The 23,924-nt window shown below is 61.4% G+C and carries 19 protein-coding genes; 7 read left to right on the plus strand and 12 right to left on the minus strand.

Translation table 11 applies throughout. From position 1 onward, the window contains the following. Nucleotides 1-34: 34 nt before the first annotated feature. Complete coding sequence (locus K6N12_RS11500) at nt 35-1,216, minus strand: ROK family transcriptional regulator (RefSeq protein WP_097627134.1); 1,182 nt, start codon at nt 1,214-1,216, stop codon at nt 35-37. 360 nt (nt 1,217-1,576) lie between these two features. Here K6N12_RS11500 and K6N12_RS11505 point away from each other — a divergent pair, with 360 nt between their 5' ends. Beyond that, on the plus strand, nt 1,577-3,334 hold the full coding sequence (locus tag K6N12_RS11505; RefSeq protein ID WP_097627136.1) for a glucosidase family protein: 1,758 nt from the start codon (nt 1,577-1,579) through the stop codon (nt 3,332-3,334). Between the two features lie 20 nt (nt 3,335-3,354). On the opposite strand, the gene K6N12_RS11510 is transcribed toward K6N12_RS11505, so the two are convergent. Next, entirely contained in the window at nt 3,355-3,969 is a 615-nt protein-coding gene (locus K6N12_RS11510; protein WP_097627138.1) for a GNAT family N-acetyltransferase, read from the minus strand. Between the two features lie 177 nt (nt 3,970-4,146). Here K6N12_RS11510 and K6N12_RS11515 point away from each other — a divergent pair, with 177 nt between their 5' ends. From K6N12_RS11515 to K6N12_RS11525, 3 genes are all read left to right on the plus strand, one after another. Continuing rightward, complete coding sequence (locus tag K6N12_RS11515) at nt 4,147-5,481, plus strand: extracellular solute-binding protein (protein ID WP_097627140.1); 1,335 nt, start codon at nt 4,147-4,149, stop codon at nt 5,479-5,481. Nucleotides 5,482-5,612: 131 nt separating this feature from the next. Beyond that, nucleotides 5,613-6,506: a carbohydrate ABC transporter permease gene (locus tag K6N12_RS11520; RefSeq protein WP_097627142.1), complete on the plus strand. Its 894-nt coding sequence runs from the start codon at nt 5,613-5,615 to the stop codon at nt 6,504-6,506. Then, nucleotides 6,506-7,336 carry a carbohydrate ABC transporter permease gene (locus K6N12_RS11525; RefSeq protein ID WP_097627144.1) on the plus strand — a complete coding sequence of 277 codons (831 nt, stop codon included), beginning with the start codon at nt 6,506-6,508 and terminating at the stop codon, nt 7,334-7,336. The genes K6N12_RS11520 and K6N12_RS11525 overlap by 1 nt, the downstream gene beginning before the upstream one ends. 18 nt (nt 7,337-7,354) lie before the next feature. Here K6N12_RS11525 and K6N12_RS11530 read toward each other — a convergent pair whose 3' ends face one another. From K6N12_RS11530 to K6N12_RS11545, 4 genes are read right to left on the minus strand one after another with little or no spacing between them, the layout of a single operon-like run. Continuing rightward, on the minus strand, nt 7,355-8,587 hold the full coding sequence (locus tag K6N12_RS11530) for an O-antigen ligase family protein (protein WP_222148809.1): 1,233 nt from the start codon (nt 8,585-8,587) through the stop codon (nt 7,355-7,357). Further along, nucleotides 8,584-10,149 (minus strand): undecaprenyl-phosphate glucose phosphotransferase, encoded by a 1,566-nt coding sequence (locus K6N12_RS11535; RefSeq protein ID WP_097627148.1) that lies wholly within the window; start codon nt 10,147-10,149, stop codon nt 8,584-8,586. The genes K6N12_RS11530 and K6N12_RS11535 overlap by 4 nt, the downstream gene beginning before the upstream one ends. 54 nt (nt 10,150-10,203) lie before the next feature. Continuing rightward, nucleotides 10,204-11,373 carry a glycosyltransferase family 4 protein gene (locus tag K6N12_RS11540; RefSeq protein ID WP_097627150.1) on the minus strand — a complete coding sequence of 390 codons (1,170 nt, stop codon included), beginning with the start codon at nt 11,371-11,373 and terminating at the stop codon, nt 10,204-10,206. A 3-nt stretch (nt 11,374-11,376) separates the two neighbouring features. Next, on the minus strand, nt 11,377-11,952 hold the full coding sequence (locus K6N12_RS11545) for a polysaccharide biosynthesis/export family protein (RefSeq protein ID WP_003573986.1): 576 nt from the start codon (nt 11,950-11,952) through the stop codon (nt 11,377-11,379). Between the two features lie 192 nt (nt 11,953-12,144). On the opposite strand from K6N12_RS11545, the gene K6N12_RS11550 reads away from it, so the two are divergent. Then, a complete protein-coding gene (locus K6N12_RS11550) occupies nt 12,145-14,319 on the plus strand; it encodes a GumC family protein (RefSeq protein ID WP_222148810.1) in 2,175 nt (724 codons plus the stop codon). A gap of 62 nt (nt 14,320-14,381) precedes the next feature. On the opposite strand, the gene K6N12_RS11555 is transcribed toward K6N12_RS11550, so the two are convergent. Beyond that, the gene (locus K6N12_RS11555) at nt 14,382-15,623 is read right to left on the minus strand and encodes a GNAT family N-acetyltransferase (protein ID WP_097627154.1); all 1,242 of its coding nucleotides are present in this window, start codon (nt 15,621-15,623) and stop codon (nt 14,382-14,384) included. 118 nt (nt 15,624-15,741) lie between these two features. Next, entirely contained in the window at nt 15,742-15,951 is a 210-nt protein-coding gene (locus K6N12_RS11560) for a DUF2842 domain-containing protein (RefSeq protein WP_003573983.1), read from the minus strand. A gap of 115 nt (nt 15,952-16,066) precedes the next feature. Here K6N12_RS11560 and K6N12_RS11565 point away from each other — a divergent pair, with 115 nt between their 5' ends. Further along, nucleotides 16,067-17,170, plus strand: coding sequence for a COX15/CtaA family protein (locus tag K6N12_RS11565; RefSeq protein ID WP_097627155.1), 1,104 nt, complete (start codon nt 16,067-16,069; stop codon nt 17,168-17,170). A gap of 19 nt (nt 17,171-17,189) precedes the next feature. On the opposite strand, the gene K6N12_RS11570 is transcribed toward K6N12_RS11565, so the two are convergent. The 4 genes from K6N12_RS11570 to cml all read right to left on the minus strand — a co-directional run bounded on the left by K6N12_RS11570 (nt 17,190) and on the right by cml (nt 21,391). Next, a complete protein-coding gene (locus K6N12_RS11570) occupies nt 17,190-17,981 on the minus strand; it encodes a sulfite exporter TauE/SafE family protein (protein ID WP_097627157.1) in 792 nt (263 codons plus the stop codon). 4 nt (nt 17,982-17,985) lie between these two features. Further along, nucleotides 17,986-18,918, minus strand: coding sequence for an N-acetyl-gamma-glutamyl-phosphate reductase (gene argC / locus K6N12_RS11575; RefSeq protein WP_097627159.1), 933 nt, complete (start codon nt 18,916-18,918; stop codon nt 17,986-17,988). Between the two features lie 58 nt (nt 18,919-18,976). Further along, the gene (speB, locus tag K6N12_RS11580) at nt 18,977-19,939 is read right to left on the minus strand and encodes an agmatinase (protein ID WP_097627161.1); all 963 of its coding nucleotides are present in this window, start codon (nt 19,937-19,939) and stop codon (nt 18,977-18,979) included. Between the two features lie 261 nt (nt 19,940-20,200). Beyond that, nucleotides 20,201-21,391, minus strand: coding sequence for a CmlA/FloR family chloramphenicol efflux MFS transporter (gene cml, locus K6N12_RS11585; RefSeq protein ID WP_097627163.1), 1,191 nt, complete (start codon nt 21,389-21,391; stop codon nt 20,201-20,203). A 382-nt stretch (nt 21,392-21,773) separates the two neighbouring features. Between cml and K6N12_RS11590 the strand changes: the two genes are divergently transcribed. Continuing rightward, complete coding sequence (locus tag K6N12_RS11590; RefSeq protein WP_097627165.1) at nt 21,774-23,744, plus strand: acyltransferase family protein; 1,971 nt, start codon at nt 21,774-21,776, stop codon at nt 23,742-23,744. Nucleotides 23,745-23,924 lie beyond the last annotated feature (180 nt).

Consider the following 23,924-nt stretch of genomic DNA (forward strand, 5'->3'; position numbering starts at 1 on the left):
GCATTTACCGCAGTTCTCAAGTGGCGCAGGCCGATCAAGTATCCTTCAATTTCACGCCGAACAGATCGTCGTGCATGCGCTCGACCGCGACCCCCATGCCTCCCATGAGGGCGGCCCGGTTCCCAAACCGGCTGATCTCGATGCGCGGCGGATAAGGCGTGCAGCGCGGCAGGAAACCCCGGATGGCGTTTACCAATTCCGGTCTTGCGCCGATGCTGCCGCCGGTGATCACCAGTTCGGGATCGAGAGTTGCTCCGATGGCGGCAATGGCGAGCGCCACTAGCCTTGCCGTCTCTTCGATTGCGGCGACGGCGCTGGCATCGCCTGCATTGAAGGCGTTGAAGAGATCGGCCACGGTGGCAGCGTTGCGCCCGCCGAAGCCGGTGTAGCGGCGTAACATCGCGACGCTGCCGACTGCACTCTCGAAGGTCCCGAGCGTAAACCCGCCGGGATCGAAAACATCGCCGCCGATCGGGAGATAGGCGATCTCGCCGGCCGCGCCACGCGCGCCACGCAGCAGTGCGCCATTGGCGATGATGCCCATGCCGACGCCCGTTCCGAGCGCGACGAAGGCAAAATTGCCGGTTTCGACACCGTGTCCCCGCCATTTCTCGCCTTGCGCGGCGAGGTTGACGTCATTTTCGACGATCACCGGAATGCCCATTCTGTCGGAGAAGACCTGCCGCAGATTGATCGCGTCGATGCCGGGGATATTCGGCGCCACATTGATATGGCCGGTGGCCGGATCGAGCACGCCGGGACTGCCCAGAACGACGAGACGGAGCTTGTCGGCAGTCGTTCCGGCTGCAAGCAAGAGTTCGACGATGAGATCGCTGAATTGATTGACGAGATGCATTCCGCCGCGGGGGTCGGTGGCCACTTTGGTTTCGGCTATGATGTTACCTAGCAGATCGCAGATCGCCGCAGCGATCTTGGTGCCGCCGAGATCGATGGAGACCGCAAGACCCGCCCTGGCGTTGAGTTCATACGTAATCGCATTGCGGCCCGGGCGGCCATCGGTCTGGCCGACAGGTTTCAACCATCCATCATCCTCGAGGTCGCGCACGACATCGGAAATCGTCTGTTTCGAAAGGCCGGTCAGCTTGGCAATGTCGGCGCGGGAAATCGAGCCGCTCGCCAACACGGTCCGGATCACGGCATGAGTTGAGATTTTTCGTGCGATGGGCGTCTGCGTGGCAGAAAGTGTCAGTGCCATCGGCTAGCTCTTCCAGTTAGTTCGGAGCATATACCTAATCAGGGGTCGATATTGACCCGAAACCCTCGTAGAAAGGAGGGCTTCGGCTCAACTTCGTCATATAAGCGGATTTCAGTACACCCAAGGTGGAGATTTGTCTATGTCCTTGACAAATGGGAGGTCGCCTGTAGGCTGATATCAACGTGCAATGAAATGCACGGCGAAATAAAGAGGGTCGAGGACAAGTATGCGCCACCCGCATTGTCTGGATAGCCGCGCGCTCGCCAAGGTCGCCCGAAGAGGAGCAGGCCCCGGCTTGTCCCTCTATTGCTCTCTTTCGCGTTCTGCAGCCTCTTCAACTTCGCTGTGGGGGGATTATCGATGATAAAGCCCTCGACCGATGGACAGCTTTCCGCCGAACAAGGCGTTTTACTGCCTATAATGGCGCCGCGCCTTCAGGCCGATGTTCATCCGGACGGATATGCTGATCTCGCCCTCTGGGGCGCCGGCAGTCTGGGGCGCGTGAGGTTTTCCGCCATCGCTGGCCCTTATACCTATGCGCCGAACCGAATGGTCTCCAGGCAGGGCGGCATATTCGTCGCGCAGTCGCTGCCGGTGATGTTGATCAGCGGCGCACGCCTTCAGGGCGTATATCCGGCGCGTCGTTGCGCCTGGTGGCATGAGCCGGATGGGGACGGCGCGAGCGCGAAGGTTACTCGGGGCCCCCATCGGCAGACTGCCGAAATGGGCTGGGGTGTCCTCATCGTGGACGTTCTCGGTTCCGATTTGCGGATTGCCGTCGGCGCCTCCAGAGACGAAGCCGAGAGGGCTCTCAGCCTCGCCAGCGAAGCGATCGTTGCCGAAGCCGCCGAATATGTCGCGCGTTGCGATCTGGCGCCCGACGCCGACCCGCTGATGCGCAGCATGGTCAGCCAGGGCATCCATGCCGCGCTTTCCAGCATCAGGCGCGACGAAAACGGCGCCTTCGCCGGTCTTGCCGCGGGGCAGGCCTACAGTGCCCCGGCGCGGACCTATTACCGCGACGGCTATTGGACGATGCAGCCGCTTTTGACGCTCGCACCGGAGGCGGTGCGCGACGAGATCCGGCTGCTTGCCAAGGGGGTGCAGCCGGATGGAGAAGCCCCGAGCGGGGTGATCTTGACCGGGCCTGCGCAATCGGAGGCGTGGCAGCGCTTTGTCGAAGACAGCAAGGCCAATCCCAAAACCCACAAAAAGGCGGTCCCGGAATACCACAACCGTCCGCAAGACTGGTGGAGCGACCACTTCGACAGCCCGCTTTTTTTCATCCTGTTCATCGACGACTACGTCAGGGCCACGAAGGACCTCGCCGAGGCGCAGCTGCACTGGCCGATCGTTCGGGCAATCGTCGACCGCTATCTCAGCCTGGCCGGCCCCGACAGCGTCCTGCCGGTAAAGCCACGTAACGATCGGGATTGGGCCGACAACGTCTATCGCGAGGGCCTGGTCTCTTATGATCTCGGTCTTTTCATCGGCGCCATGGATGCGGTGGCAAGGCTTGGCGACGGTCTGGATCCGGCTCTTGCCGAACGCGCGGGCAGGACCGCAAATCTGGCCCGCCAGGAGATCGAGGCCAAGCTCTTCGTCCCGGCAACGGGAGGATATGTCGACTATGGAACGCCTGGCGCTTTTGTCGAGGATCATCTGGCTCTCGACAGCCTGACCTTGTCGCGGTTCGGCGCAATTTCAAAACAGCAGGCCATTGGCTTGCTGAGAGCCTTTGAAAGCCAGCTGGAAACGCGCAACAATCACGAGCAGCCCTATGGCAGCTGGGGTGTAATGTGCGCCTATCCGCCCTTCAAGCGGCCAAGCGATCTGCGATCCAAGACGGCGTTTCCCTACCGCTACCACAATGGCTCGGACTGGCCCTATTGGGATGGCGCCTATGCCGAAGAACGCCTTCGCCACGGACTTGGAGGGGCGCGTTACGCCCTGACGCGCTGGTGGGAAACCTGTCTCGACAATGGCTGGATCGGTGCGGTGGAATATTTCTCGCCGCCCTATGGGCGCGGCTCGCTGCTTCAGGGCTGGAGCGCCATGCCGGCGGCAGTCGTTTTGAAATATGGGCTTGACGCCGCAAATGCGGAGCCAATCTCATGAGCATGACGGCTCGGTCGGTTCTACTCGGGTCTCTTATCAATCCGCATGGCGAAGGCGACGGAGCCATCGCGTTCGAGTTCGGAAAAGCCAAGATGACGGTAGAAACCTCTGGCGCGTTCGTTGTTCGGATCGACACCGAGATGCACCGCTCCGACTCCGTGATTGCGGAGCGCTTCAAGCTCGGTGCTGATCATCCTGCGCCCCCAGCCGCCGGCCTGAAGTCCGGGAAGAATGTTGATGTGAAGATGCGCCGGGTAGTCGTCTTGAAGCCACGTCGTTCCGCTGCGCGGATTTTGAATTCGTTCGAGCACGTCGGCATCGCGCGGACGGTTGGGCGTCAGCCCGGCGACCTGCTGTCGGACGAACGGCCACCAGTCTGCTTTCAGATCTTTGTCGAACCCGACAGTATCGGGCGTCCCGACGACATAGCCGACCGGCCGGTTGCCCTGAACCAGAACAAAGGCAAAGTCTCTGGCAAATTTGAGGTAGGGTACCGACCAGATGTAACCGGGCAGATGCGGGTCGCTGTAAAGCGCGCTGGCATCTTCGCCGCCATTGGCGGTTTTCAGGCAGATGTCGAAAAGAGCGTCGATATCGGCTTCAATCGCCGGGCGGATGAAGCAGTTGCTGTCCATCGTTTTGCCACCTCCTGCGTGGCGCTTTGTCATTCTGGATCGCGAGAGGGGCCGATGCAGTGACGATTACCCCAGATTCGCCAACCAGGCAAAGCTCTGGGGAAAGAAAACGTTCGGCCGGCGCCAGGTGCGAGGCCCGGACGGGGAGTGGAGAATAAACCAAATGAGGTGGAGCAGATGAACAGAACCGTGAGATCGATCAGCATACTGCCGGCATACCGATTGAAAGCAGCTGTCGCGCTCGCCGGCGCGGCGCTTGTGAGTTTCGGCCTTTCCGCCGCCCGGGCCGACGATCTGGCCGTGTGGGATGACCAGACCTTCGAAGGCCAGAGCGCGGTCATCGAGCAACTGAATAAGGATTTCGAAGCCGCGCATCCCGGTGTCACGATCAAACGCACTGCGCGCACTTTCGATGACATGAAGCTGACGCTGAAACTTGCAGTTTCGGCGGGCGATGGCCCTGTCATCACCAAGGTCAACCAGGGCGCCGGCGACATGGGCGCGATGGTCAAGGAAGGCTTGCTCCTGCCGGTCGACGAGTACATTCAGAAATATGGCTGGGATAAGCGGCAGTCCGATTCCGTGCTGGCCAGAGACCGCTGGGAGGGGGCGAAATTCGGGGTCGGTAAGACCTACGGCATATCAGGTCTCGGCGAGATCGTCGGCCTTTACTACAATAAGAAGATCCTCGACGACGCCGGCGTGGCGCTGCCGCAGACCTTCGAGGAGCTTTTGGCCGACCTCGACAAGCTGAAGGAAAAAGGCGTTGCGCCCTTCATGATGGGCTCCGCCAAGCAGCATCTTGCCCTGCACATGATCGGCGCTATCGATCAAGCGCATATTGACGCGGCCAATCGCGCCGAGCTTGACGACCTGATCTACGGCAAGGGCGGCTCTTGGAACACAAAGGGCAACATCGAATCGGCCAAACTCGTGCAGCAATGGGCGCAGGGCGGCTATTTCTACCCCGGTTTCGAGGGCATATCGGGTGACGACGCCGTCCAGCTGTTCATATCAGGACAGGGCGCATTCCTGATCTCCGGAACCTGGTACTTCGGCGACATGCAAAACAATCCGGATATCGGCTTCATGGCCATTCCCGCTCCTAAGGGCGTTTCCAAGCCCATGAGCGTCGGCGGCGTCGATCTTGCCTGGGCGATAACCAGCCTTGCCAAAGACAAGGCGAAACAGGACCTGGCCGGCGAGTACATCGACTATATGGTGTCCGAAAAGGCCGCCGAAAGCTGGGCCGCTGCAGGCTATCTTCCTGCAACATCGCTCCCGGCGGATGCCAAGCCCAAGCTCACGCCGCTCCTGACCTCCGGCATCGAAATGTGGAAGACACTCAACGCCAACGATGCGCTCGGCCATTACCCCGATTGGTCGAGCCCGACGATGCTGAAGACAATCGACGACAACACGCCACTTCTCCTGTCCGGCAAGATTACGCCCGAAGCCTTTGTCGATGCCATGGACAAGGACTATCAGGCCTATTTGAAGGATAAGAAATAGGAAGTGCGGACGCCGGTCACGACCGCGCACTAGGCGGTCCGGCCGGCGTCCTATCCACCACGCTAAAATGAGCGCTGCGAGCTGACGACTTGCCGCACGATGACCAGAGCTTTGGCTTCATGGAGTACTGGATGAAACGCTCCGCACTGGATGGCTCGCAACAGACCAATTTCATCTATTTATTGCCGGGATTGCTGCTTTATACGGCTTTTGTCTTTGGGCCGATCGTCGCGGCCTTGGGTTTGAGCCTGACCAGTTGGGACGGCTTGACGATGCCGAGATGGGTCGGCCTCGGCAATTACGCCGATCTCTTTTCCGATAGCCGTTTTTACATTGCCTTGCGCAACAATGCCGAGCTGATGATCTTCTACTGCGTCCTGCCGCTCGTGCTCGGCATAACGCTTGCCGCCTGCGTGTGGAATCTGAAGCAACGCGAACAACTCGCCCTCAGAACCTTCCTGTTCCTGCCTTACATCATGCCAACCGCCGTGTTGGGCATCATCTGGGCATGGCTCTACAATCCTGCATTCGGCCCGTTCAATCAGTTTCTGCGAGCGATAGGATTGAGCCGGTTCGCGTTACCCTGGCTCGGAGATTTCAATTTCGTGCTTCCCGCGGTCGGGATCGTTGCCACCTGGTATTTCTTCGGCTTTTGCATGGTCATCTTCCTCACCGGAATCCAGCGCATCGACCCGTCTCTTTTCGACGCCGCCAAGGTCGACGGCGCGTCGCCGCGAAAGACCTTTTTCTGGATAACGCTGCCGCTTCTCATGCCCGAGATCAGGGTGGTTTTGCTTCTGACGGTTATAGCCTCGATCAAAAGCTTCGACCTGATTTTCACGATGACCCGGGGTGGACCCGCCAACGCGACGCTCGTGCCGAATATCTACATGTATCAGCTCGGCTTTGAGCTCAATCGGTTCGGCGCAGCGGCCGCCATCGCCATTGTCGGCGCCTTGCTGACATTCGCAATCAACTATGCAATTCACCGGCTGGTGGGCTCAAGAAGCAAAGGAATGGCTTGATGGGCCGCTCGTCCAACTACCCCGCCGCGCTCTTCCTTCGCATTGTGCTCTGGCTTCTCGCTTTCGTAACGATCACCCCGTTCCTGCTGCTGCTGCTGACCTCGATAAAAAGCAAGGCTGACGTTCTGAAGGGCGCATTCGCCCTTCCGGCCTATCCGCATTTCGAAAATTACGTCGATGCCTGGAATGCCGGGCATTTCAACATTTACTTCTGGAACTCGATCGTCGTCGTCATACCCGTCGTTGCCGCAAGCGTCTTCTTGGGCCTGTTGACCGGTTTTGCCTTCGCCTACCTGTCGTTTCCGCTCCGGCGCACGCTGTTTGCGATCCTGACGCTCGGCATGATGGTGCCGGCGGAGGCCTTCATCATCCCGCTTTATTATGAGATGCGCTATCTCGGGCTGATCAATACCTATGCGGCTCTCATCATACCGCAGATCGCGATGTCGATACCCTTCTCGACGATCTTCCTTGCCAGCGCGATGCAGCAATTGCCGGAGGAAGTTCTCGAAGCCGCGGTGCTTGATGGCGCCGGACGCTTCTATATCCTGCGCAAGATCGTTATCCCGCTGATGATACCGGCAATGTCGACGCTGGCGCTGTTCTTGTTCATCTGGACCTGGAACGAGTTTCTCATTCCGTTCATCCTGGTCAATGACGACGCCTATCGGACGCTGCCCCTCGGCATGCTGTTTTTCCAGGGGCGTTACACCGTCAATACGCCGGTCCTGACCGCCGGCGCGGTGATCGTCATTTTCCCGCTCATTCTGACCTATCTGGTTTTCCAGCGGCGGTTCATCGCCGGCTTGACGGCAGGCGCGACGAAATAGGCAGCGATGTGCTCGCAGCTATGGCCCACGGCCGCGCTTGTGGCGCACCTCGAGCGCCGCGCAGCCCCAGACCGTGCCGAGCAGCAGATAGACATGGCGCCAGTGATCGATATCGATGACGTTGCCGATGGTGGCGTGGCCGAGAACAGAGATCCAGGCGATCATCAGGAAGGGCTGCCACGGCCGGTCGAGCAGCAGGTATCGGAAGCCGAGCGCCAGCGTCCAGACAAGCATGCCGACATAGGTGGCGAAGCCGAGCCAGCCATAGGTGGTCAGCGATTTCAGCCAGATATTGTGCTCGTCCTCGGGAAACATCGTGCCGAACACCAGCGGGCCGATGCCGAGCGGGCGCTCCATCATCATGGTGAAGCCGATCCGGTGGCGCTCGAAGCGGCCGAGATGTTCGCCGTCATATTGCTGCACCAGCTGAGCGCGCGCCGAAAACAGTTCGGCGACCTTCGGGATCTGCAACGCCACCAGCAGCGAGGCGACCAGCATGATGATCGCCGCCAGCGACAGCCCCAGAACTCTGAGGCGAAAGGCGCCGCTGCGCTCCTTGAGCAGCATGATGAAGATCAGGAGCGCCACGCCGAGCGCGAAGAGCCCCCAGGCGGCGCGCGAAAAGGACAGGAAGATGCCGAGTGCAAGCACCAGCAGAGCGAGAGCCTTCAGCGGCGATCTCTTCAGGTCGCCGACGAGGATGCCGTGGACGAGATAAAGCGATGGCGGCACCAGGAAGGGGCCGAAGACGTTCGGGTCCTGGAAGGCGCCCTTGGCGCGGTCATAGAGGGTGAAGATTTCAGCGCCCGGAAAGGCGTGGAAATAACCGAGTATGCCGAGCGCGGAGGTGGAGACGGCGGCGAAGGTCCACGCGTTGAAGATTAGCGGCAGCCGCTTGTGGCTGTCCTCGATGATCGCCGCGTAGAAGACCGCCGTCAGCGCCAAAAAGGTCGAGACCGCGATATACATCGGCCCGGTCGCCAGATCTTTCATCTGCGTCAGCGACAGCATGCCGCCGATGTTGAAGGTGAGCAGCAGGGCAAGCAGCGGTGCGACGCCGCGCGAAATCCTGAGGCCCAGGATAAACCAGAGGCCGATCAGTCCAGCCATCCAGAGCTCGTAGGGCGCCGGCTCGTCGATCACGAAACCGGAGAGGAAAACACCGAAGGCGACAAAGGCCGAGCCGATCAGGCGCAGCGTCATCCGCTGCGGCTGGGCGACACGGGGATATGTCGCCTCGATCGCGCTCAATAGGCGTTTTCCGTGTCGAGCAGCCGGATCGGCGTCAGGAACAGGATCTTCAGATCGAACCAGAGTGACCAGTTCTCGATGTAATAGAGGTCGTAGGCGGTGCGGAACTTGATCTTCTCGTCATTGTCCACTTCGCCGCGCCAGCCGTTGATCTGCGCCCAGCCGGTGACGCCGGGCTTGACGCGGTGGCGGGCGAAATAACCCTCGACGACATCGCCGAAGGCGCGGTCGCGGGCCTGGGCGAGAACGGCATGTGGGCGCGGGCCAACCAGAGAGAGTTCGCCCCGCAGCACGTTGAAAAGCTGTGGCAATTCGTCGATCGAGGTCTTGCGGATGAAGCGGCCGACGCGGGTGACACGCGGATCGCCCTTGGTCACCGCGGCCTTGCCCGTGGGGTCGGCCATGTTGGTGTACATCGAGCGGAACTTGAAGACGTTGATGATTTCATTGTTGAATCCGTGGCGCTTCTGCATGAAGAAGACGGGGCCTTCGGAGGTCGCCTTGATGGCGATGGCGGTCGCGACCATCAGCGGCCAGAGCAGCGCCAGCGCGATCACGGTGAAGAAGATGTCGAAGCCACGCTTGGCAACGGAGTCCCAGTCGCGGATCGGCATCTTGAAAATGTCGAGCATCGGCACCCTGCCGACGTGCGAATAGGCGCGCGGCCGGAAGCGCAGCCGGTTGGCATGCGCAGCAAGGCGGATATCGACCGGCAGAACCCAAAGCTTCTTCAAAAGGTCGTATATACGCGCCTCGGCCGAAAGCGGCAGAGCGATGATCAGCATGTCGATGCGCGTCAATCGCACGAATTCGACGAGTTCAGCCACGGTGCCGAGCTTCGGATAACCGGCAACCATGATCGGCGAACGCTTCTCGCCGCGATCGTCGAAGATGCCGCAGATGCGGATGTCGTTGTCATCCTGCTGTTCGAGGATGCGGATCAGCTCCTTGGCCGGCTCGCCGCCGCCGACGATGACGGCGCGACGCTCCATGATGCCGTTGCGCGCCCAGTTGCGGATGCCGTAGGCGACGAGGAAACGCTCGGCCGCAAGGAAGAGTGCGCCAGCCGTAAACCAGGGCAGATAGGCGCCGACGACCATCGCCCATGTGCTGCCGCGAACCAGCGCGAACAGGCCGACCGTCAGGAGGAGTGCGGTCATCCACGACCCCAGGATGCGCGGGATCAGCCGCAGCTTGGCCCGAAGTGCCGGAATGGTGTAGGTGTCGCCAAGCTGCAGGCCGATAACGGTCAAGGCCGAGGCGATCGCCGCCATGCCGGTCCGCACCAGCGATGAATCGTAGCCGTCACCGGGCCAAAAATAATGGGCGATCAGGGCGATCGCAAAGAGCGCCAGGAATTCCAGCAGCCGCAATTGCCCGATGATGATCACCGGCGACTTGGTTCCGTCACGGAACTGTTCGGCGATCTGCCGGGCATAGGGATTAATTTCTGTCGGGTCGGACGGTTTTTCCTGACCCGCGTCGCCGCGCACCTCGATGTCGGAGACCTGCTTGCGCAGTGCTTCCACGTCGAATTGATCGCCTTTTTCCAGCTTGTTCATGGGGCTTTCGCTCGTTGTCACCAAGCGAATTACCAGAAAGCCCCTAAGAAATATTTACGGGGCGGCGGGCATTGCTCGGCCAGCGGCCGGATCGACGAGCTCATGGTACAATTTCAGGACATCGCGCGCCATGATGGCCGAGGAAAACACCGCCTTTACCGCCTCGGGCTTCGGCATCGTCTTGGCGTGCCAGTCGGGCGTGCTCAGCGTTTCCGCCATGACGCGGGCAAGATCATCGGAATTTCCGGCCTCCACAAGGGCTGCGCTGTCGGCGCCGAGCACCTCGGGAATGCCGCCGACCCGGCTGGCGATGATCGTCTTGCCGGCCCCGAGCCCCTCGAGCACGATATAGGGCATGGCTTCGGCGCGCGAGGGAACGACGAGGTTCTGCGCCATGGAGAAGGCTTCGTGGACCCGCATCGCCGGCAGCATGCCGATGCGCTTGCCGAGGCCACGCTCGACCATCATCTCGCGGTAGCGGTCGCGATCCGGTCCGTCACCGATCATCAGCGCCGACAGCGGCCGGCCGAGCAGCCGCTCGGTCTTGGCAAAGGCATCGACAAACAGATCGGGACCCTTGAGGTCCCGGAGCATACCCACATAGATGAAGTGCACGGCATCCGAGCGGGTGGGGATCGGCTCGAAATCGCGCTCGGCGATGCCGTTATAGATCAGTCTGGTCTTCGTCCGCGGCTTGCCCACCTTGCGCGCATAGGTGTCGCGCTCGTATTCGCAGATGAAGACCAGCGCATCGGTGAAATATTCCTGCAGGCGCTCCATCCTCAGGACGAATTGTCCGCTGAGCGAGGAACGCGAATAATGCAGGCTTCCGCCATGCGCGGTATAGAGGCGGGCTACGCGATACCTGTTCACCCGCAACGCTGAGCCGGCAAGTCGCGCGAGCACGCCGCCCTTGGCGCCGTGTCCGTGCAGCACATCCGGCCGCAAACTTTTAATTTTCTTGTATGTATCCCACATCGTCGCAAGGTCGGACGGGCTGATCGAACGCCGGATCGGCACGCGTGTCAGGCCGAGCGAGAGATAGGGACGGATATCGTCGAACAGGCTGTCCTCATACTCGCCGCCGGTCGAGCTGTCGCAGAGGATGCCGACTTGATGACCGGCCTTGCTGTGCTCCTCGACGAGATCGCGGACATGGCGGAAAATTCCGCCGACCGGCGACCTGAAGCAATGGAGGATGCGGAGCGGCTTCTGTATTGTCATCGCTCAGAAAAGCCGTTCGCGAACGTAGATCGTGTCGCCGGCGATGATCGGCCCGGATATGTTGATGCGGCCGGTCAGCACCTGTCCGTTGATCTTGCGGGTGACGTCGACCATGCTCTGGTTGGCGCGGCTGGTAAAGCCGCCAGCGACCGCAATGGCGTTCTGCACGGTCATGCCGGGGACATAGGCATACTGGCCGGGTTGGCCGACTTCGCCCATGAGGAAGATCGAACGGTAGCGATCGACATCGATGGTAACATCAGGATCGCGAAGATAGCCCTGCTGCAGTTTCTGGGCGATCTGGCCCGAGAGTTGCTGCAGGGTTCGGCCGCGGGCAGGGACTTGGCCGATGAGGGGGAAGGCGATATAACCGGCCTGATCCACGGTATAGGTGTTGGTTAGGCTCTGCTGGTCGAAGACGGTAACGCGCAGCCGATCGCCGCTATCAAGCGTATAGGGCTGGATGGTCGCCTCGTTGAACGCCTTCGGTGCCGGCTTGTATGTCGTGCAACCGCCCAATGCCGCCGTCATGGCTGCAAGGCTCAGGGCCAAAAGGATCTTGGGCTGGACGACAGACATCCGTTTGTGCTCACAGAAAATGAACTCGGTAGAGCCGTTATCAATCCGTTAGGGTTAATGCTCGGTAAAGGCCGCTTGCAATTTCCTGAGTTCCTTTCATCGGCCGTCGCTTATTACTCGGCAAGATTGCCATTAACCGTTGAGTTACCATGGTCGTTTACGCTTGCGGCACATTTGTTGTGGAGTAAGAGCATGTCCGGCGTAGCGCGTGATCAGGATGTGGACATCGACCTCGGCCAGTTGGTCCGCGCCGTCTGGGCGCGGCGGCTCAGGATTTTGGCGATTACGCTTGCGGGGGCGGGCATCGCCTTTACAGGCGCCAAGATTATGTCGCCGCAATATCGCAGCGAAACACGCATCCTGATCGAACCCCGGGCGCCGGCCTTCGCCAGCACCCAGCAAGTCAACGACGCCGGCGCTGGCCCGCTGATGGATGAGCTGAATATCGCCAGCCAAGTGCAACTGCTGCAATCGGCCGATCTCCTCAAGAAGGTCATCAACGACCTGAAGCTTTATAACCTGCCGGAATTCGACGATGCCGCCAACGGCTCGGCGATGAGCAGTATCATGGTGAAGCTGCATCTGAAGAAGAACCCGATGGAGAACCCGCCGGAAGAGCGGGTGATCGACGCTTTCGTCGAACGCCTGCAGGTGTACCAGGTGCCAGGTTCACGCGTCATCGGCATCAGTTTCACCTTGAAGGACCCGAAGCTCGCGGCCGCCATTCCGAACGCCATGGCCAATGTCTATCTTTCGACCCAGAGCGGCGCCAAGCTTGATTCCAATTCGGAAGCGACGCGCTGGCTGGAGCCGGAGATCGAGGGCCTACGCCGCAAGGTCAGCGAAGCCGAAAAGAAGGTCGCCGAATACCGCACCTCGCACGGGCTGCTGCAGACGAACGGCACGACCACCTTTCCCGCCCAGCAGCTGAACGATATTTCGGCGGAGCTGACCCGCGTGCGCGGCGACAAGGCCAATGCCGAGGCGAGGGCGCAGGCGGTACGCAATGCGCTGTCTTCGGGCGAAGCCTCCGACACGCTGCCTGACATCATGTCGTCCCAGGCGATCCAGCGGCTGAAAGCGACGGAATCCGGTCTGCAGTCGCAAATCTCGGATCTGCAGACCAGCCTTCTCAACAACCATCCACGGCTGAAAAGCCTGCGCGCCCAGCTCGCCGATATCCGCACCCAGATCCGCCAGGAGACGCAAAAGATCCTGACGAGCATCGAGAACGAATCCAAGGTTGCGGATCTAAGGGCAAGCGAGCTCGAGCGCCAGTCGGACACGGTGCAGGCCAACAGCGCCCGCGCCGGCGAGGACGAGGTCGGCCTCAATGCGCTGGAGCGTGAGGCGACCGCCCAGCGCCAGCTGCTCGAAACCTATCTGGTGCGCTACCGCGAGGCCGCTTCCCGCGCCGACAGCAATTCGAGCCCGGCGGATGCCCGTATCGTTTCCAAGGCCATCGAGCCGGTCGATCCCTATTTCCCGAAGGTGGTGCCGATCGTCGTTGTCGCTGCGGTCGCCACTCTGATCCTGAGCGCCATCGTCACCATGCTGGCCGAACTCTTCAGCGGCCGGGCGCTCCGTCCCGTCGATGCGGCCCCCGAGACCATCGAGGCGGAAACTCTCGTCGAGGAGAGGGTTGCGCCGCAGGCCGCTCCGGTTGTCTCTGCCGTCAGAAAGCCCATCCAGCCGAGCATGCTCGCCATTGTCGGGGATGAAGACGAAAAGGACGTGATCGAAGACACCGAGGCCGCCGAGAAGCTGCCGGAAGACGACAATGAATTCTCCGTCGCCTCCGTTGCCGATTATCTCACGGGCAGCCGTGCGCCGCTGGCTATCGCAATATCTCCGACCGGTGACAATGGCTCCGCGGCAACAGTTTTGCTGACCCGCATGCTCGCCGACGCCGGCCGCCGCGTCATCCTGATCGATATGACCGGTTCCGGTTACCCCACGGAGCTGATGGCCGAGGACCAGGCTGCTCCCGGCGTCACCGATCTGCTCTGCGGCGAGGCCGCCTTCGGCGACACGATCCACAGCGATCGTCTTTCCCTAGCCCATGTGATCCCCCAGGGCCAGAGCGACGTGCGCCGGGCCATGCGCGGTGTCGACCGGCTGTCGCTGCTGCTCGATGCGCTTGCCGCCGCCTACGACCTCGTGGTGGTCGAATGCGGTTCGGCCGATGTCGCCGGCGTCTCGCGGCTGACCCGCAGCCGCGATGTCGAGATCATTCTCTCCCTACCGGAGATCGAGGAAACGATCTTCGTGACCCTGATGACGGAATTCCAGGCTGCCGGCTACGAGCGCGTCGTGCTGATGTCGGGCGGGGAAGGGGCTGAGCAGACGCTCGGCCGGGCTGCCTAATGCATGTCGCGCAAAAGTGTTCAGCGGTTTTGCGGTAACGACACGCGTAACATAAACACCGCTTAGCCGATCCGTGCGCGGATGCTCTGCGTGAATTTATAGAGCTTCGGTCGGGCCTTGATATGGGCCTTGCCGCGGGTGACGATACGGTGCGCGGCGCCGGCGAGAACGCCGAACGGCGAGACCGGCAGCACCACGTCGTAATGCGCAGTCTCCACAGGCGCCCAGGATCGCTTGTAGGTCTGGTCGCCGAGTCCGAAATCGAACAGCGCCACCCCCTTGCCATGCAATCCCGAGATGGTCTGCCAATAGAGGAATTCGCCGGGACTCGTATCCGGCACCAGCTCCTCATCGATCGCGCCGAACTGGCAGATGATATGGTCGCCCTTGCGCGAAATCCCTGAAATCGCGGCGACCCGACCCTCATTCTCTCCCTTGAGCCGCAGCACATGCATCTGCAGCCCGAAATATTGCCTGCCGTCACCCCGCTTGTCGATCAAACCGTGCAGGAAGGCCTGCGTTTCCTTGTCTGCAAAGACGTCGGGCAGGCCGAGGCTGGCGAAACGGGCGCTCTTCAGCCGGAAGAAGATGTCGAGCAGCCGGTGCTGTTCCTCCGATTCCTCGGGGGCAAGGTATTCGAAGCCGCCGGCCGCCTCGAGGCGTTTCGACTGAACGCGGAATTTCTTGCGCCGGTTCTTGGCGTTGAGCTGCTTCAGCGTCTCCTCGAAAGCCGGAAAGAACGGCAGCTGATAGGCGTGATTCTGGTTCTGCACCATCGGCAGCCCGGTGAGCGGGGTCTGTCTTCCCCGCCATTCCAGCGGAATATTCTGCAGCAGCAGCAGATCGGCCCGGCCCTTCAAGGCGTGCCGAAGCTGCCCTGCGAACTTCTCGGCGTCGATGCTGCCGCCGCTTTCGGCAAAATTTCGGGAAAACAGGCCGGTATTGATATTGCTGTGATCGGCGGCGATGAACTTCGCCACGCCAAGCCCCCGCGACTTGACGATTTCGACCGGCAGAATGAAAGCCGTCTCACCGGCATGGGTGCCTTTGAGGATCGCCAGCGGCCGCTGAAACGCGCTCACCCAGGCGGCGCACCAGTCATAGCTCTGATGCAGCGACTGGAGATTGTCGCGCTCTAGCACCCGCCAGTCGTCCTCCAGCGGCTGCATCGCGTCGAAAACGCTGATGTCGACTTCGGCCATGGCGAGTTTCATGCTGAGCTGGCGCAGGCGCGAAATGGTCGTTTGGGCCAGCGCCCCGTCCTCCGACGGCTGTTCATGAACATCGAGCTTTTGCGTCTGCACGGTTTTCTCCGGTCAAGAATGCTGAACGGGAAGGTAGGAATGCAGGACGTATATTTGGTTTACTCGCACGCCATGGGCGAGGTTTTCCGCCTATCACGGTTATTCGGCCGTTAATGGCCTATTGCTGCCGCGGCCCGGCCATCCATTTGATGATTACCATCGCCGGCAGAACCCAGAGCAGGCCGGTGAGCAGGAAATAGAGCAGGTGCCCCCACCAGGGCGCGTTGCCGAGCGTTGCCACCGCGATCGTGTTCGCCACCAGCGCATAGACCAGAACGAGCACGATGATGAGGATCGTGCCGATGAATTTGCGGAGGCGGACGGGCATCAATTATCTCTCGGCAGGGACGGGGCGGACCGGCGCGACGGCATGCCGCAAAGGTTCGGGGCTTGTTTTGCATGAGCCGCTGGGGCAAATCAACTGCCGGATAGAAGGAGACATCATGGCCGTCGCAAACCCGACCACGGAACAGGCGATCCTGAGCGAAGTGCGCAAGCAGAACCGCGACCGCCGCGCCTTGCGCTTCTGGCTGGGTTTCGTGCTTTTGGCGCTCTTCTGTCTCGTGCTCGTCGGCGGCGCCACGCGGCTGACCAATTCCGGCCTGTCCATTACCGAGTGGAAGCCGATCCATGGCGTCATCCCGCCGTTGTCGGCCGCCGAATGGGAGGAGGAATTCCGCCTCTACCAGCGCATTCCGGAATTTCAGCAATTGAACAATTCCATGACCGTCGACGAGTTCAAGGGTATCTTCTGGTGGGAATGGGCCCACCGGCTGATCGCCCGCGGCATCGGCGTGATCTTCGCGTTGCCGCTCCTCTTTTTCTGGCTGACGGGGCGGATCGAGAAGGGCCTGCGCTGGCCGCTCGTCGGCATCCTGGCGCTTGGCGGCCTGCAGGGTTTCATCGGATGGTGGATGGTGTCCTCAGGGCTGTCCGTCCGCACCGACGTCAGCCAGTATAGGCTGGCGACGCATTTGATTATGGCCTGCCTGATCTTTGCCGGCTGCATGTGGATCATGCGCGGGCTCTCACCGCATTCCAACGATCCGGCGCCGACACGCAGCTCGCGCGGATTTGCCGCCGCGATCGCCATTTTCGCGCTGTTCCAGATCTATCTCGGCGCGCTGGTGGCGGGGCTAGACGCCGGTTTTTCCTACAACACCTGGCCGCTGATGGACGGCGCGGTCATCCCGTCGGATCTCTTGATCCAGCAGCCCTTCTGGATCAATGCCTTCGAGAACCCGAAGACGGTGCAGTTCATCCACCGCATCGGCGCCTATACGCTCTTCGCGTTGACGTTGATCAACATGGTGATCGCGCTTCGCGCCGCAGCCTGGACCACGCATGCCCGCCGCGCCGTCGTGCTTTTCTCACTGGTGACGCTGCAGGCGGCAATAGGCATCGCCACGCTGCTGCTGCAGGTGCCGCTACACTGGGGCCTGCTGCATCAGGCCGGCGCCCTGGTGGTTTTCGGTTTCGCCATCGCCAACTGGCGCGGTTTTTATGGCGAATATCCGCACGCCACCGCCATCGCGGAGCGCGGGTGAAGCGGTGTCGTAAGCCAGTCTAGCGCAGCACCCCATCGAGCAGCGGCATGCCGATGATCGTGGCGGTGGCGATCAGGATGTAGCAGGCGATGCGGAAGGTCCGCTCCTCGGCGAGCCCGAACAGTTTCGAGCCGCCGTAGAGCCCGACCGCGTAACTTGGCAGGATGACGGCGGTCAGCGCGAAGACCGCAGGCACGAACAATCCGCCGACGTAATAGCTGATGGCGCTGAAGACGGATGAGATCGAGAAATAGAGCACGACATTCGCTCTGACGCGCGTGAAGTCGCTCTTGCCGCCAAGCCAGTAGGCGACGACAGGCGGGCCGCCAAGCTGCGCGGCGCCGCTGAAAGGCCCAGCGATCAGGCCGACGCCGCTGCTGAGCGGAGCCGAAGGCGCGCCGTGATAGCGCCATCCCGATGCGAGAAGCGTAAGCAGGCCGATGGCGATGATGGTGATGCTCCAGCGTAGGAGCAGCGGGTCGAGCAGTGCCAGCATCGCCGTGCCGGCCGGCACGCCGAGTGCGGCCCCGGCCGCCATGACGAAGACCTCGGGCCGGTTGGCGCCGCGCCAGGCGGGCGGGATCATACCCAATGTGGCAATGCCGTCGATGACGAGCAGGATCGGCGAAACCAGCTTCGGCCCGACGATCGCGCCGGCGAGCGGAATGAAGATCAATGCGGCGCCGAAGCCCGAAAAGCCGCGGGCAAGCCCGGCGATGAAGGCAAACGCCATCAGCGCATAGATCCCATGGTCGGGCAGGGCGGCGGCAAACCAGACGTGCACGCCGGCGAAAAGCGCATCCAGCGTCATGGCGTCAGGAAGCGAGCATCAGGTCCATGTTCTGCACGGCGGCACCCGAGGCGCCCTTGCCGAGATTGTCGAGCAGCGCCACCAGATTGACCTGGGAACCGCTCGGCGTGCCGAAGACGAAGAGCTTCATCGTGTCCTTGCCTTCGAGCTCGACGGCGTTGACGCGGGGCAGCGTCTTGCTTTCGGCAAGCGGCACGACGGTGACGATCTCCTGGCCGGCATAATGGGCGGCGAGGGCGGCATGAATGCTTTCCATCGTCGTGCCCTCGGCGAGGTCGCCGAGATGCAGCGGCACCTGCACGATCATGCCCTGCGCGAACTTGCCGACCGACGGCGAGAAGATCGGCGCGCGATCGAGCAACCCGTGCACGGTCATTTCGGGCACATGTTTATGGGTGAGCGGCAGGCCGTAGACGAAATGCGGCGCGGTGATCGCATCCGGGTGATCCGGATTTTCCATCTGGGCGATCATCTGCTTGCCGCCGCCGGTATAGCCGGAAACCGCATTGACCGCGACCGGGTAGCCGTCCGGCAGAATCCCGGCGGCGCGCAGCGGCCGGATCAGGCCGATTGCGCCGGTGGGGTAGCAGCCGGGATTGGCGACGAAACGCGCGGCCTTGATCCTGTCAGCCTGCGCGCCGTCCATTTCGGCAAAGCCGTAGGCCCAGCCGGGATTGACGCGGAAGGCGGTCGACGTGTCGATGACGCGGACATTGTTGTTGGCCGAGACCATCTGAACCGCTTCCTTCGATGCATCGTCGGGCAGGCAGAGAATGGCGATATCGGCGCTGTTCAGCATGTCCTCGCGCATGGCGGCGTTGCGCCGCTCGGCCTCTGGAATGGACAGAAGCTCGACATCGCGGCGGCCGGCCATGCGCGTGCGGATCTGCAGACCCGTCGTGCCGTGTTCGCCGTCGATGAAGATTTTCGGTGCCATGTTAACCTGCGCTTTCAATGGGTTCAGAAGGTTTCCGGATTCATTTTGGGATAATAGGTCAGCCTTGTGACACGGCGATGGCGCGTCGTTCGGCATGAAGCCCCAGCATATACATCGCCACCGTTGCCCCCGCAATGGCGGTGATATCGGCATGATCGTAAGGCGGCGACACCTCGACGATATCGGCGCCGCGGATATCGAGCTGGTGCAGGCGCTGCAGCACCGAGAGGATCTTGGCGCTCGACGGTCCGCCGGCAACCGGCGTGCCGGTGCCCGGCGCAAAGGCCGGATCGAGGCAATCGATATCGAAGGTGAGATAGGCAGGCGCGCCGCGCGTATGCGAGATGATCGCCGAGGCGATATCGCCCGCACTCATCTCCTCGACCTGATGGCCGTAGAGGATATTGACGCCGCAATCCTCCGGCGCATGGGTGCGGATGCCGATCTGGATCGAGCGGTCGGGATCGATGATGCCCTCGCGGGCGGCCCGCGCCACGAAGGAGCCGTGGTCGATCCGCCGGTCCTCGTCGAACCAGGTGTCCTGGTGGGCGTCGAACTGCACAAGGGCGAGGGCGCCGTGTTTTGCCGCATGGGCTTTCAGCAGCGGCCAGGTGACGTAGTGATCGCCGCCGAGCGTCAGCAGGAAGGCGCCGCTGTCGAGGATGATATTCGCCTGCCGTTCGATGGCATCGGGCGTATCCTGGTGATTGCCGTAGTCGAGCAGGCAATCGCCGTAGTCGATCACCGCCATCTCGGCGAAAAGATCACGGTTGAACGGATATTGCGCATCATTGTCGAAGATCGCCGAAGCGCGGCGGATTGCCTGCGGCCCGAAGCGTGTGCCCGGCCTGTTCGAGGTTGCCGCATCGAAGGGAATACCCCAGACGGCAACGTCGACGCCGGCAAGCTCCTTGGTGAAGCGGCGGCGCATGAAGGACAGCGCGCCGGCAAAGGTCGGATCGCTGGCGGCGGAAGTGAGGCTGGTCGCCGTAAAGGCATGATCGATGGATTTGTTCGCCAAGAGGGGCTCCTTCTCTATGGGCGCTAAACCATAGTCGCGTTCGATGTCGGCCTTATATCGGCCGGTCACCGGTCACGACCAAACCGCCGGGCGACGAAATAGGCTGCTCCGGACGGTCAGGTTTGCCTGATCTCCCGAAAGCAACCGATGTTTCCTTTCGGGGCAGGAAAGGGGTAGGCGAGGTGGGTCGAGATTTCAAGCGATGCTTCGCCTGGCAGCCGCTCCTGGCTTTCGAGCGGCCGCCATTCAGCAGCAAGTTCGTCAGGCTGTCTTGCACGAAAGCCGCCGCAGTCCGGCGAGGGTGATCAGCGCCGTCACCGCGGCATAAGCTGCCAGCGGCCAGGCGGTGTCGCCGCCGAGCAATACGACGAACAAGGTGCCGGGAACGCCGACCAGGAGGCTTTCGATGCAGAAATAGAGCGCCACCGCCGTACCGGCGGTATCGTCGAACGCCTTGAGCGCACCATTGGCGGTGACCGCGGTCGCAAAGACGATGCCGATCGCGATGATCCACATCGGCAGGACGAAGCCGATGAGGGGTGCCTGCAGAAACACCTCTCCGGCGGCAAGCATCCCGGCGCCGAGAAGCAGCATCGCCATGCCTCTGGCGAGGCTGCCTGCGATGCCCCAGCGCGTGACGAAGCGTTTGGCAAAGCGCGCCGTCACGATCATCACTAAAGCCACCGAGGCAAAAATGAAGCTGAAGGTGATGCTGGAAAACCCGGCTTGATCGATCAGGATGCGAGGCGCGGTCGAGAAGAAGACGAAGAAGGCCCCCATCGCCGCACTGAAGCCGGTTGTGTAGACCCAGAAGGGAAAGCTCGCGAGAATTGGCTGGAACGAGATGGTCGCCGCCGCCGTGGTGGGGCGGGTTTCATGCCACCGCATCCCGGCGTTGAGAGTTGCGGCGACCGAAAGCAGGCCGATGACGACGAAGATGGCTCGCCACCCGTAGAGATCCGCAATCATCGCTCCGACGATCGGCCCGAATGCGGGCACGAAGGACAGTATGGAACCGAGCAGGCTATAGATCACGCTGCTTTCCGGGCGCTCGGCGTAAACGTCGCGTACAGTTGCGAAGGTGGCGACCAGCGCCGCTGAGGCGCCGATGGCTTGCAGCAATCGCAGGATCATGAAGAGGGGTGCCGATGATGTTTCGGCAAGCAAGAGTGAGCCAGTGGCGAAGAGTGCCGCCCCGCCGAGCAGAACGGGCCGCCGCCCGACGATATCGGAGACTGGACCGAAGACGATCTGCCCGGCACCGAGCACTAGCATGTAGAGGCTGAGGGTCAGTTGGATGACCTCAGGCGAGGTGCCGAGCGCCTCGGGCATCGTCGGCACGACCGGCAGATAGATGTCCATGGCAAGCGAGGCCAGGATGTCGAAAGGCGCCATCAGCAGCAAGGCTGCCGGCACGGAATAGGTCCAGCGCTGGATTTTGGAATAAGACATGGGAAAGAGACCGCTCAAATGATTTCATTCGGCGGCGATCTGTCTTTTCGTCAGGATCGGGGATTGGCCGGACAGACGCCGCAACAACAGGGCAGGGTTGTTGCGGCCTATTTGTCTGCGGACTTGGTTGTTCTCATCATGCGCCCCGGACTGCGGCTCCGCTCATTCGCGATGCCATTTGCCCCTTGTCTAGCAGCGTAGCCGGGGCTCGGCAACAGAACGCTCTTCCTCCCGCGCCGCCGATACCGATAAAAGCGATGGTTTAGTCAAATTTTTTATAAAATTCATACTTGCAGAAAAATTGGCGATTGCCTATGCAAGTCCGGGTTGCAGATTCGGTCCGCACAGTCAGCAAAAACATTATATTTCAGGAATATTTACAGTGATTTACCGAAGAGAGATTGACGGCCTACGGGCGGCCGCGGTGATGCCTGTCATTCTGTTTCATGCGGGCTTCAGTTTCTTCAGCGGCGGCTTCATCGGTGTCGACGTTTTCTTCGTGATCAGCGGCTTTTTGATCACCTCGATCATCCTTGAGGAGATGCGCGACGGCACCTTCTCGCTGGCGGCATTCTATGAGCGCCGCGCTCGCCGGCTCCTGCCGGCCCTGTTTCTCGTCGTCCTGTGCTGTCTGCCCTTCGCCTGGCTCTGGGTCATGCCGGAGGAGTTTCGCGCCTTCTCCGACAGCCTGATTGCCACCAGTCTTTCCGGCGCCAATTTCCTGTTCTGGTTCAAGAGCGGCTATTTCGCCCCGGAGGCCGGAGAGGTGCCGCTGCTCCACATCTGGAGCCTCGCCGTCGAAGAGCAGTATTACATGTTCTTTCCGCTGCTCGTCATGGTGATGTGGAAGCGCAAGCCGAGTTGGATGGTTGCGGTCTTGGTTGCGATCGCGTGTGCCAGCCTTGTCTACAGCGAGTGGGCCTCGCGGGTTTTTCCCTCGGCCAATTTCTATTTCCTGCCCTCGCGGGCCTGGGAATTTCTGGCCGGATCGATCTGCAGCTTGGTGCAGTCGAAGGGGCAGAAGCGCGGCAGCGATCCGTTGTCGCTGCTGGGGTTCGGCATGATCGCCTTTTCCGTCTTTTATTTCGACGAAACCTCGCCCATTCCCTCCACGCTCGCCGTGGTTCCCGTGATCGGCGCGATGCTCGTGCTGCTCTATGCACGACAGGGAACCTGGGTGTCGGCACTGCTTTCGACCCGCGTTTTCACCATGATCGGGCAGATCAGCTACAGCGCCTATCTCTGGCACCAGCCGCTTTTTGCCTTTGCGCGGATCCGCAGTATCGATCCGCCCCCGCTGATCGTGATGGGCGCTCTCGCCTGCCTTTCTCTTATGCTCGCCTATCTCTCCTGGCGTTTCGTCGAGCAGCCGTTCCGCCGCGGCGAGCGCCGATTGCTGCCGTCCACCCGCAGCCTGGTCGCATCCGTATCCCTGGTGCTTGCAGCCTTCATCACCTTCGGCATCTACGGCCACGACACGCGCGGCATTCCCTGGCGGCTGCCGGCGCCGATCAAGGAATTCATGGCGGACAATGATTGGAGCAAGACCTGCCTGCTCGAGGGCTCGTCGGGCTGGGATGCGATGCCGATCGAGAACTGCATATTTAACGGCAGCCACGCCCAGACTTACGCCATCCTCGGAGATTCGCTGGCCTCGTCGCTGACACCGGCGCTGACCAAGCGCCTGGACGGAATGAATATTGGCCTGCAGCAGATCACCCACAGCTTCTGTGCGCCGGTCGCCGACGTCTCGATGGTTCCCCACCAGGCGCGCGACTGCGGCGCCTTCAACGCTGCAGCGATCGAATATCTCGTCAAGAGCAAGGTGAAAACGGTCTTCCTCGCCGCCTCCTGGAAGATCTTTTTCGAGCAATCCCGGTACATCTTCAATGGCGAAGAAGTCGCGACATCAGACGTGGGACAGAGGCTGAGGGATGCGTTCGACAAAACCGTCGGCGCGCTGACATCGGCCGGCATCCGCGTCATCATCGTCTATCCTCATCCGCGCGGCGACACGGAGATCGCCGCCAAGGTCGCGAAGCTGATGCACAAGGGCACCCCGGCGCCGACGATCACGATCGCCCAGGATGAATTTCTCCAGCAATCGTCGCCTTCCTACGCCTATCTCGACGATCCCAAAGACAGGCATGTCCTACGCGTCGATCCGGCCAAGATTTTCTGTGGGAGAGAGGCGGGCCGGTGCGATCTGGCGCGGGACGGCAAGACCTTCATTTCCGACAAGGTGCATTTCACCTCGGCGGGTGCGGAAGCCGTCGCCGACGAAATCCTGGTCGCTCTCAGGCAAGACGACATAATGGATGGAAACGGCGTGGCCGCCCTTTCTTCCGACTGATGCACGTCGCGATGCACGTCGCCTGGGGCGAATTAAAGCGCGTCGCTATCTTTCAGACGCGCTGCTACTGTTCTTGTTTGACCGATACCGTTACCGCGGAACCGCGGTGTTTTGGCGTTCTGAAGAGCGCGCGCGGCAGTGGTTCTGCCCTTTTAACCGATTGCAAAACAAAAAGGCCGG

It is taken from the genome of Rhizobium redzepovicii, assembly GCF_019793435.1.
Taxonomy (GTDB): Bacteria; Pseudomonadota; Alphaproteobacteria; order Rhizobiales; family Rhizobiaceae; genus Rhizobium; species Rhizobium redzepovicii.